Source organism: Geitlerinema sp. PCC 9228, from assembly GCF_001870905.1.
Taxonomy (GTDB): domain Bacteria; phylum Cyanobacteriota; class Cyanobacteriia; order Cyanobacteriales; family PCC-9228; genus PCC-9228.
Window position 1 is genome coordinate 1 of record NZ_LNDC01000200.1, and the last position, 213, is coordinate 213.

General features: G+C 53.1%; 1 protein-coding gene. It reads left to right on the top strand.

Features of this window, described 5'->3' with window-relative positions:
• Positions 1–213, top strand: a 213-nt coding sequence (locus AS151_RS22340) for a cadherin repeat domain-containing protein (RefSeq protein ID WP_170861467.1), incomplete at both ends; no start/stop codon positions are given.

A 213-nucleotide genomic window follows, 5' to 3' on the forward strand; every position in this document is an offset into this window, starting at 1 on the left:
CGTCACAGACATCAACGAGTTTTCACCTAGCCAACCCAGCGATAGCGACAGCAGCGACAATCAAATAGCGGAAAATGCCAGCAACGGCACCAGTGTGGGGATTACTGCCAGTTCCAGCGACCCCGATAGCAGCGATACAGTTACCTACAGCCTCCAAAACGACGCTGGTGGTCGGTTTGCCATTGATGACAATAGTGGTGAAGTCACCGTAGC